The 9,972-nt window shown below is 56.9% G+C and carries 8 protein-coding genes; 4 read left to right on the forward strand and 4 right to left on the reverse strand.

The features are described 5' to 3' along the window. Positions 1 to 20: 20 nt before the first annotated feature. Positions 21 to 2,252 (forward strand): right-handed parallel beta-helix repeat-containing protein, encoded by a 2,232-nt coding sequence (locus EKD05_RS02530; protein ID WP_129670730.1) that lies wholly within the window; start codon positions 21 to 23, stop codon positions 2,250 to 2,252. An 83-nt stretch (positions 2,253 to 2,335) separates the two neighbouring features. Here the strand turns inward: EKD05_RS02530 and EKD05_RS02535 are convergent, their stop codons facing one another. Further along, on the reverse strand, positions 2,336 to 3,679 hold the full coding sequence (locus EKD05_RS02535; protein WP_240695592.1) for an aspartate aminotransferase family protein: 1,344 nt from the start codon (positions 3,677 to 3,679) through the stop codon (positions 2,336 to 2,338). Between the two features lie 334 nt (positions 3,680 to 4,013). Here EKD05_RS02535 and EKD05_RS02540 point away from each other — a divergent pair, with 334 nt between their 5' ends. The 3 genes from EKD05_RS02540 (at position 4,014) to EKD05_RS02550 (ending at position 5,999) form a co-directional block, all read left to right on the forward strand. Beyond that, positions 4,014 to 4,712, forward strand: coding sequence for a DUF1080 domain-containing protein (locus tag EKD05_RS02540; RefSeq protein WP_165360547.1), 699 nt, complete (start codon positions 4,014 to 4,016; stop codon positions 4,710 to 4,712). A 24-nt stretch (positions 4,713 to 4,736) separates the two neighbouring features. Continuing rightward, positions 4,737 to 5,174: a carboxypeptidase-like regulatory domain-containing protein gene (locus EKD05_RS02545; RefSeq protein WP_165360548.1), complete on the forward strand. Its 438-nt coding sequence runs from the start codon at positions 4,737 to 4,739 to the stop codon at positions 5,172 to 5,174. A 102-nt stretch (positions 5,175 to 5,276) separates the two neighbouring features. Further along, positions 5,277 to 5,999, forward strand: coding sequence for a family 16 glycoside hydrolase (locus tag EKD05_RS02550; protein WP_129670733.1), 723 nt, complete (start codon positions 5,277 to 5,279; stop codon positions 5,997 to 5,999). A gap of 32 nt (positions 6,000 to 6,031) precedes the next feature. Here the strand turns inward: EKD05_RS02550 and EKD05_RS02555 are convergent, their stop codons facing one another. From EKD05_RS02555 to EKD05_RS02565, 3 genes are all read right to left on the reverse strand, one after another. After that, positions 6,032 to 6,769: a sulfite exporter TauE/SafE family protein gene (locus EKD05_RS02555; protein WP_165360549.1), complete on the reverse strand. Its 738-nt coding sequence runs from the start codon at positions 6,767 to 6,769 to the stop codon at positions 6,032 to 6,034. A gap of 203 nt (positions 6,770 to 6,972) precedes the next feature. Beyond that, positions 6,973 to 9,084 carry an elongation factor G gene (fusA, locus tag EKD05_RS02560; protein WP_129670735.1) on the reverse strand — a complete coding sequence of 704 codons (2,112 nt, stop codon included), beginning with the start codon at positions 9,082 to 9,084 and terminating at the stop codon, positions 6,973 to 6,975. 229 nt (positions 9,085 to 9,313) lie between these two features. Then, positions 9,314 to 9,802, reverse strand: a complete 489-nt coding sequence (locus tag EKD05_RS02565) for a peptidylprolyl isomerase (protein WP_129670757.1) — start codon at positions 9,800 to 9,802, stop codon at positions 9,314 to 9,316. Positions 9,803 to 9,972: the final 170 nt, after the last annotated feature.

The following is a 9,972-nucleotide window of genomic DNA, read 5'->3' on the forward strand; positions in this document are numbered from 1 at the left end:
ACGGTGTCCATTGTCATATCATGACAATGATCTGCTTCGCTGCGGTCATGTTGATGAAGGGACGTTGGACACCGATGCAAAGCGCGCTCGCCGGACAGCCGTTTCTCCTTGGCCTTGCCTTTGTTGTAATCATTCTTGTAGTGGTTGCCGTCGTTTTTGTTGTCCTGCGCTTGCGTAGACCATCAGTTGAAGCTATTGATCCTACGACCCTTGATGTGAGCACGACGCTTGATGATACGCTCGATTTTGCCTCACTGGTTGCTCAGGATCAGCCTGATTTTGAGGCGAATGGCTACCCTTCCCTCTCTTTTGATGCTGACGGTGATGAGTATCCTTCGATTGCGCCCGAGGAAGAACCAGAGGGTTGGCGTGAGCGTTTCGCACGCTTGCCGCTCACGTCCAGGCTGCTCTTGATTCTGGCCCCCCTCTTGATGTTGCTCGGGCTCTTTGGACTGTTGCTTCTGTTGCCGACGGCTGACGAACCCGAGATTATTCTTGTCGAGCCTACCCCCATTCCGGTGACGTTGCTCGTGCAGAGTGCCTCGGTTGCGCGGGCCGATCCCCTGACGGTGACGATTGCTGGCGCAAGTACTGGTTTGCCTGATGGTACGGTTGTCCGCGCCGAGATGTTTGAAGATGACTTCCCTTTTCCCTGGTTTGACGCTGAGTTGGCGACGGCACGGGTGAGGAATAATCGCCTCGAGTTTCAGATTCCACGGGCCGCTGATGCACCTCAGCCGGTTGAAACGCGCCAGTATACGGTCAGGCTCTTTGGCCCTGATGATGAGGTGGCGAGTGTTCCAGCTGAACTGATTGTCCCGTCAATTGGCGGGATTGCCGATAGCTTCTTTAATCGTCCGGTGGCGCAGGTTCCGACGCCAACACCAACCCCGACGCCAACAGCGACGCTGTTCCCTGAACCCGAGTCGGGGGTGCCTACTGATGATCCGGCGCTTGAAGGTTCGGCAACGGCTACGCCTACGGTTGCTGGGCCGATTGGCGAAGGTACTCCGCCGCCAATGCCAACGCTGGCCCTGACGACGGTACCGCCTACAGCGGTTCCTCCGCCAATTCAGCCAACCCTGGTGCAACCAACCGCACTTCCTCTGCCAACGGCGTTGCCGCAACCAACGCCAACCGATGATCCAGTGGTGGTTGCGCCAACCACGCCTCCGCTCACGCCGATTGATCCGGCACCACCACCGACGGCGACACCCGAGCCACAACCAACTCTGCCGCCGCCACCGACGGTGCCACCGCCGCCGCCCGCCGATGTGCTCAGTGGCGATATCCGCTGGTCCCGCGAGCAGGGGCCACTCCGCATTGAACGTAATGTCCAAATTGCTCCCGGTAGCGAGTTGATCATCGAGCCTGGGGTGGAGGTGCAGCTTGCGCCTGGGGTTGCGATCTTTGTGGATGGCGGTCGGTTGCTTGTCCTTGGGCAGCCTGATCAGCCTGTCCGTTTCATTAGCGCAACTGGTGAGCGCTGGAACGGGATTTTTGTGCGCCCCAATAGCTTTGTGGTGCTGGAACATGCCGAGGTGCGCGGCGCGGGGCTTGGTGGCACCCTCCTGGCGAGTGAGCGTAGCGAGTTGATCGTGCGTTCGACCCGCTTTACCGATAATGGTGGGGCGATTTTGCTCAACGATACACGCCTCGAGATGCGCGATAGCGAAGTGACCGGCAATGATATGCCGTTTGGCCCCGCGTTGGAGGCGACGTATGGGCGTGGCAATTTCATCACGCTCACCAATAACCGCTTTGGTGGCAATCGGTTGAGTGAGGGTGCGCCGCAGGTGCGTATCAGCAACCGCAGCACCTTTGAGACCCTGAATCTGACCGTTGAAGGCAATTTGATCCGTGGGGGCGCACCTAATCTGCAACTCACGACGAATGGGCCGTTGCAGGGAACAGTCGGTTGCAATGCGCTGGTTGGCGATGCGCAGGGCTTTGGTCTTCGTACGCAGACCCCTCAGGTCAACCCCAATGGGGTGCCGCCGATGGCCTTGCGCATCGAAAACAACCTGATTGACGAGCATCTCCCGCCAATTATTCCGGTCTATCTGCGGTATGGTCTGGGACGTGGTGCGACGAGCGAGATTCTGCTTGACATGCGCAACAACTGGTGGGGTGAAGCCTCTGGTCCCTATGAACCCGAGACCAATCCACTTGGCCGAGGCGACTCGGTGGGCAACAATATCATCTATGCCCCGTGGCTCACGGCCCCACCCTCTTGCCTACCGCCGCAATGAATGGGGGTGTGGAGGTTTGTGCGCACGAAAACGGTCAGCGTAGCTGACCGTTTTTGTGCGCACACTTGACATTCTTGTTGGCGCTACTTGCAGACAGCGGTGATCGACTCGCCAATAATCGCCACCATGCGATCAATTGTTTCAACGGGCGTTACCAGGGGTGGTGCAATGCAGATCGTATCACCAACGACACGGGTAAAGAGCCCGCGGCTCGTCATCTCTTTCTGCACACGACCGCCAACGTTCTCGGCTGGGGGGAAGGCGGCTTTGGTTGCCTTATCAGCGACCAGTTCAACGGCTGCCATCATGCCCTTGCCGCGCACATTGCCGACACCTGCGAGCGTGCCGAGTTCGTTGAGGGCGTTGTTCATATGCGCTCCGACCTCGGCGGCGCGGGCAACCAGCCCTTCGCGTTCAATCAGGTCGATGTTGGCCAGGGCAACCGCACACGACGTCGGGTGGCCCGAATAGGTAAAGGCGTGCATCCAGCGCTTCTCACCCGGCACCGTCTCGATCACATCGCGGATCGTATCATTGACCCCGATGCCGCCGAGGGGGACGTAGCCCGAGGTAATGCCTTTGGCAAACTGGATAATATCCGGCTCGATGCCGTAGTCTTCCAGGCCAAACCAGCGTCCCGTGCGGCCAAAGCCAGTAATGACCTCATCGGCGATCAGCAGCACTTCATAGGTATCGCAGATCTCACGGATCCGTCGGAAATAGTCGTCTTGAGGCACAATGACGCCACCGGCACCCTGAATCGGCTCGGCAATGAAACCGGCGACCGTCTCGGGGCCTTCGCGCAGAAGCGCCGCTTCGAGCAGATTCGCCGCAGCGATACCGTCACTCACCTCGGGGGTTGGATTGACAAACCGATAGGGATAGGGCGAGTCGATATGAACAAACCCGGGAACACGCGGCTCGAACATCGGCCAGTAGGCCGGTAACCCGGTGGCGCTCATAGCGGCCATCGTGACGCCGTGGTAGCCCTTGATCCGTGAAATGAACTTGACTTTGTCGGGCTTGCCGACGGCCTTCCAATAGAAACGGGCCGTCTTGAAGCTACTCTCGGTGCTCTCGGCCCCGCCACTCGTAAAGAAGAAGGTGTTGATCGAGGGGTACATCAACTCAGCCAACTTCTCGCCCAGTTTGATCGTCGGCAGATTGGAACTGCCAACATACGACGAGTAGTAGGCGAGTTGCTGCATCTGCTCGTACGCAGCGCGGGCCAATTCCTCACGCCCATGGCCCACATTGACGTTCCACAAGCCACTGAGCCCATCAATAAATTCCTGGCCGTGCATATCCGTGACGATGGCCCCCTGGCCGCGTACCCAGAGTTTCATTGCCTGGTGCGCACTGGGATGGTAGAGCGAGTGCAAGACGTGGGCGTGATCACTCTCAATCAGGTCATGATCGATCAACACAACTCCTCCTTGCCAACAATAAGCGATTCCGCCTGACCGACGAAACCGCTGCGCTGCGTGTATTCTGACAGATGTGGGTTTGATTCTACTCGATATCACGGTGCTCTGCAAGGTGAACGCCTGTGGTTGCAAGGCTTGAGGAACCTCGTCCGCTGGTGCGTGGATGCGCCGAGGCGAAGCACCCCAGGCTTTGCTATGGCGTGATGGGTGGTGGCTTCGCCACCACCCATCACGCCATAGCAAAGTGGTAATAACCCCGTTCGATGCGTTTGATATAATTAAGATAAGCACACAACCAAGATTGCATTCTGTTACCGGAGCTCAGGAGATGTCGATGCGGCTTTCATCTTCACAATCAGGCCAATCACTCGTTGAAATAGGGGCGCTGCTTGCGCTTGTCTCGCTGACCGCTATCCTTGGCCTCAGCATGATTGGCGTGAATCTCGACAATGTCTTTTGCCAAGTTGCCTCGGCGCTGGGTGGTGACGACGTTTGCGAAGTCGGCCCGCTCTTTCAGGAACCCTTTGATAACCTCAGTGCCTGGTACAAACAGTCTGGCAATTGGCAACTCAAGGATGGACAACTCTGCATCAAGGATGGGGGGCAGATCTTTCGTCCTGTTGAACCCAGTGATTATCGGATCCGCGTGGATCAAACAATGCTTTTCAGCGGAAATGGTCACGGTGTCTTCTTTCGGGCGACGAATTTTGTTTCGCCTGCGAAAGTCAATGGTTATACATTTCAGTATGACAAAGGTTTGAATCAATTTGTGATGCGCAAGTGGACGGATGGAAGTGAAGCGAGTCCTTTTGCTCGTGTTGATGTGCCGGCGAATTATGATTGGTATAACACGAACCGCCGGATTGAACTCGAGGTGAAAGGCAATACCTTCACGGCCTATATTGATGGAGTTCAAAAGCTAACGGGAACTGATACTAGTGCAACGCCATATACGACTGGTGGTGTTGGCTTGCGTACCTGGTATGGTAGCGACGCCTGTTTCGATAATCTGAGCGTTACCGCGCTTCCATAGGCTATGAAAAAAAGAGACAAAGCTATGACGTTCCAGGATTCATTCAAGGATCTTGTGCCAGGATCCACCCCACCACCACCACCGCCACGCTGGCAAAAGCCCGTGCGGATCGCACTGATTGTGTTAAGCATCACCACCGGATTGCTGCTCGTCATCCGTCTCGTGCAGATGATGGATATTGTGCCGTCGGTTGCCGGTACAGGCAGTGGCACGGTGGCCGGCCAAGTGGTTGATCAGGCCGGACGGCCTCAACCTGCCGAAGTGATTATTCAGACGACCGATCTGATTGTGCAGACGGCCCCCGACGGGCGCTTTCAGATCGCTGGCGTCCCGGCTGGTGCCCAGGTACTGGTCGTTGCCCGTGACGGCGTTGCGGTTGAGTATCCGATCACCGTACGCAATGGTCAGACGATCAATGTTGGGACGGTCAAGTCGGAAACAACGACACAACCTGTGCGTTAGCTTTGGTCAAGGGAGACCAACGATGCATACACGAACTTACTAGAAGACCTGTGCGGTCTGCCGGGCACGCACTATGACGTCCTTCACCATTGGAGCATTCCTATGCGTCAGCAGCCTCTCCATCGCCGTTCAGGCCAATCGCTCGTGGAAATTGGCGCGCTTCTGGCCCTGGTTTCGCTTACCGCGATCCTCGGGTTGGGCCTGATCGGCACGAACCTCAACGCCGCCATGTGCCAGATTGTCATTGGTCTGGGTGGGAAGTGCGAGGATCTGCTCTTTCGTGATCCTTTTGATAACCTCAATGGATGGACGACGAAATATGGCAACTGGAACCTCGAAAACGGCAAACTCTGTGGAGGCCCTCGTGCCGGAAGCATTTACCGACCAATCGAAGCCGACAATTACCGGATCAAGGTTGATCAGAGTACCCTAATATCGGGTTATGGCTATGGGGTCTTTTTCCGCGCAAGCAACTTTGACTCATCTGGCTCATCTGCACCCGTCGGCAAAGTGAACGGCTACTCATTTCAGTATGATCCGGGATTTTATCCAGGTCAATTCATTATTCGCAAATGGACGAATGGAACTGAAGCGGCCCCCTTTGCGCGAGTTAATGCCCCGTCAGGGTTTGTCTGGAGTGGCGTCGATCGCCAGATTGAGCTTGAAGTGGTCGGGAATACCTTTGCTGTTTCGCTTGATGGCGAAGAGATCTTACGGGCCACGGATAATCAAAACCCCTATATGAGTGGCGATATGGGCTTTCGTACTTGGAATGCCGACTCAAAAGCATGTTTTGATGATCTGAGTGTGGAAGCCTTGCCATAACGTGGTGAGCCAGGCACCACGCCCGACAACGATCACGCTGTCAGGATCGTCATGACCCCAGCAAGGAAGGCGAGGCTCATGGCGAGATAGCGGAACCGTGCTGCTGGCAACTTGCCACCCAACTGGGTGCCCAGGTGGTTGGCGACCAGGGCGACACTGAGCCACAGCAGACCCAGTGGCAGCACACTTACGCCTGGCAACCTCCCCTGTGTCGCCAAAAGGATCAAGGTTGCCGTATTCGTCAGCACAAAAAAGAGTGCCAGTTCGCCCTGAAAACGGCGCGGCGCCGTCTGTTCGCGGGCGAGCAGCAGCACTGCGGGGATGCCATTCAACGATGTCGTTGCGCCCAAGAAGCCCCCGAGTGCCCCGGCAAGGGCTGGTGCGCCCGGCACAAGGCGTGCTGGTGGCCGCCGCGACGCACGCCAGATCAGCGCCGTGGCGATGATCACCACAACCCCTGTGACCAGTTTGATCGTTGATGAAGCAATTAACCCCAGGGTCACCAGACCAAGCCCGATCCCCGGCACACTCGCCCCAGCCATGATCAGCACCCGTTGATAGCGAATATGCTCGCGCAGATGATACGCGACTGCGATCCGCGTCAGCAGCGCGATGCTCAAATTGAGGGGTACCAGCAAGGCCAGGGGAAAGCCCAGCACGAGCAAGAACGGCATACTGACCAGGGCAAACCCAAACCCACTGATCCCCCCCAGAAGGGCCGCCCCAAAGACCACGATCAAAGCGAGCAGTGAAACGCCAACCTCAACCACACATTTACCCTTCTCACTGGGTTCCCGCGTGCGCGGCAACGACACAGAGGTTCGTCCCCATGTCATGCCCGTGGAAGCGGGCATCCAGCGGATGGTCACGGACGGACACAGCCAGCACCAACTGCGTGCGTAGGGAACCCTCGTTGTCTGAACAGGGCAAAAAAGCCGGCGGCGCCGACTTTTTTGCCCTGTTCAGACCAGAGCTAATGCGTGTTATTGGCTTCAGCTTCTTTCTTATGGGCCGCAATCACGGTCTCAACGAGATGCGCTGGCACTTCTTCATAGGCGGCAAATGCGATCGCAAAGCGCCCACGCGCCTGGGTCATTGCCCGCAGATCCGTCGCATAGCGTTGAATCTCGGCCAGCGGTGCCTGCGCCGAAATCGCCGTCTTACCGGTACCGGTTGGCAACATCCCCATCACCCGCCCGCGTCGCGTACTCATATCGCTCATAATGTCACCGGCGAACTGATCAGGAACCACAATCTCCATCGTGTAGATCGGCTCCATAATCACCACGCCAGCCTTCTGCGCGGCGAGCTTGAAGGCCTCTTTACCGGCTGACTTGAACGCAATTTCCTTTGAGTCAACCGGATGCTCTTTGCCATCAAAGACCTCAACGCGCACATCACTGATCGGGCTGCCCGAGAGCAAGCCTTCGGCCATGGCTTCACGGACACCCTTCTCGATGGCGGGCATAAAGCCACGCGAGATCACGCCCCCGACGACCGCATTGATAAACTCGAGGCCATCTTCACGGTTAGGATCTGGCTCGAGTGGTTCAACCCTGAGGGTGACATCGGCAAACTGCCCGGCGCCGCCGGTCTGCTTCTTGTGGCGATACTGGGCTTCCGCTTTACCCCGGATCGCTTCGCGGTAAGGAATGCGGGGCAAATCAACATCAATACTGACATCGAACTTGCGTTTCATCCGCTCGCCCACAAACTGGAGGTGGCTCTCACTGAGGCCAGCGAGCAACGTTTCGCCCGTCTGCATATCGCGTGACGTCTGAAGGCTCGGGTCTTCCTCGATCATCCGTCCGAGGGCGGTGCCCAGCTTATCGAGATCCGAGCGGCTATGGGGTTTGACGGTCGCAATGAAGGCCGGGGCCGGAAAATTGATTGGATCGAGTTGCACCGGACTAGCGGCTGCACAGAGCGTATCATTGGTCATAGTCTCGGCGAGCTTGGTCAGCACCCCGATATCACCTGCGCCGACACGTTCGATATCACGTTGCTCTTTGCCAAAGACACTATAGACGTGATTGATCCGTTCTTCTTTGCGGGTGCGGCTATTCAGCAGGCTACTATTGGCATGCACCTCACCCGAAAAGACGCGGAAGAGACTCACCTTGCCATAGGTATCCGAGACGGTTTTAAAGACCAGCGCACTGGCCTGCTCATCATTAGCGGCCCGCAGGGTAAGTGGCTCACCGCTATGCAGATCGGTCGCACTGACCGACTTGCGTGCAGCCGAGGGGATCGAATCGACAATTGCATTGAGCAGTTGTTGAATTCCGGCAACTTCGAGGGCCGAACCACAGAAGACCGGCACAATCGAGCCATCGGCAATGCCAGCCCGCAGACCAACCAGCAACTCATCACGGGTCAGCGCATCTTCGCCGCCCTCCAGATAGCGCTCGATCAGATCGTCATTCGTGGCGGCAATCTTATCAATCAACGCCGTCCGCCACTCGTGCATCACCTCATTGAGTTCGGCAGGGACATCATTCTCGATGAATCCGCCATCGTGGTCAGGTGAGACAAGCCAGGCGCGCTGCTGACGAAGGGAAATAATGCCGTTAAAATCTTTGCCCGACCCAATTGGGATCTGCATAGGGATCACCGCCGCATCAAGCACCTCGCGGGCGTGCTCAACGGTGCGATAGAAATTCGCATTCTCGCGATCGAGTTTATTGACAAAGAGGATCCGTGGCACCTTATGCTGAACGGCCATTTCCCAGATAAGTTCCGTGCCAACCTCAACGCCGGCCGAGGCATCCAGCACAATCACGGCACCATCAAGGATGCGCATTGCCGCTGCCACATCAGCCACAAAATCGGCAGAACCGGGCGTATCAATCAGATTAATCTTATCATCGTGCCATTCAAGGGGAAGAACAGAGAGGGAAACAGACATCCCGCGGCGGTGCTCATCGGGGTCGTAGTCGCTCACCGTCGACCCGTCCTCGACGCGCCCCATTCGCGGGATCGTGTGGGCGGTCAGAAGCATTGCCTCGGCCAGCGTTGTCTTGCCGCTGCCGAGGTGACCAAATATGCCGATGTTGTGAATCCTTTCGGGGCCATACGCTCGCATCGCAGTCCTCCTTGACCTATCCGACGTGCCGCCCGAGGGGTTGGGCGGTGAAAAAAGAAGAGGTTCATTAAGCACATATTATAGAATGTTAAAGGGCCGCGTCAAGGAATGACTTCGTAACACAGCTTTTGCGTCATAAATGCACACACGATTCAGGGCGTATGCACAAACAGCCTGCCAGCAAAACTGGCAGGCTGGGGGCGCACACGCTGGTTGAAGGTCAGGGTCGCTATGGCTGTACGGTGACTTTGACTATCTTGTCACCCTGGCGGATCGTATCAACGACCTCTAGCCCGGCGGTGACTTTCCCAAAGACCGTATGCTTGCCATTGAGGTGAGGCTGGGGCGCGTGCGTAATAAAAAACTGGCTCCCGTTTGTATTGGGGCCGGCATTGGCCATCGAGATGACCCCGCGCTCGTGTTTGAGCGGATTGCCATAGAGCTCATCTTTGAAGCGATAGCCGGGCCCACCGGTACCGGTACCGGTAGGATCGCCGCCCTGGATCATAAAATTGGCAATGACGCGGTGAAAGATCACCCCATCATAAAAACCCTCAGAGGCCAAAAACACAAAGTTGTTGACCGTGGCCGGGGCATGCTGCGGATACAACTCTAACTCAATGGTGCCCGCTGTCGTCTCTATCGTCACGGCATAGTTCTTGGTCGGATCGATCTGCATCGTGGGCGGATTGCTCCACTTCTTGACACTCACATGCATTCCTTTCATCTGGATCTTCCCTGGGCTTCAAGCTCGCTTGAAGCTTACCAAGGGATTATAGCATAGAGCTTTCTGGGTGCCTACGGCACCCAGGCGACCGTTACGACTTGGGGACTACTTCTGCCAGCCCCTCTGGGGGCCAGCCGAGCAACTGCCCCCGACAGAGCTGG

The organism is Candidatus Chloroploca sp. Khr17, assembly GCF_004138165.1.
GTDB lineage: Bacteria > Chloroflexota > Chloroflexia > Chloroflexales > Chloroflexaceae > Chloroploca.

Coding starts and splice junctions, on each gene's coding strand:
- fusA (WP_129670735.1), bottom strand. CDS start 9,084: ATGCGAGCGTATGGCCCCGAAAGGATTCACAACATCGGCATATTTGGT.
- EKD05_RS02530 (WP_129670730.1), top strand. CDS start 21: ATGACAATGATCTGCTTCGCTGCGGTCATGTTGATGAAGGGACGTTGG.
- EKD05_RS02545 (WP_165360548.1), top strand. CDS start 4,737: ATGACGTTCCAGGATTCATTCAAGGATCTTGTGCCAGGATCCACCCCA.
- EKD05_RS02550 (WP_129670733.1), top strand. CDS start 5,277: ATGCGTCAGCAGCCTCTCCATCGCCGTTCAGGCCAATCGCTCGTGGAA.
- EKD05_RS02540 (WP_165360547.1), top strand. CDS start 4,014: ATGCGGCTTTCATCTTCACAATCAGGCCAATCACTCGTTGAAATAGGG.
- EKD05_RS02565 (WP_129670757.1), bottom strand. CDS start 9,802: ATGCATGTGAGTGTCAAGAAGTGGAGCAATCCGCCCACGATGCAGATC.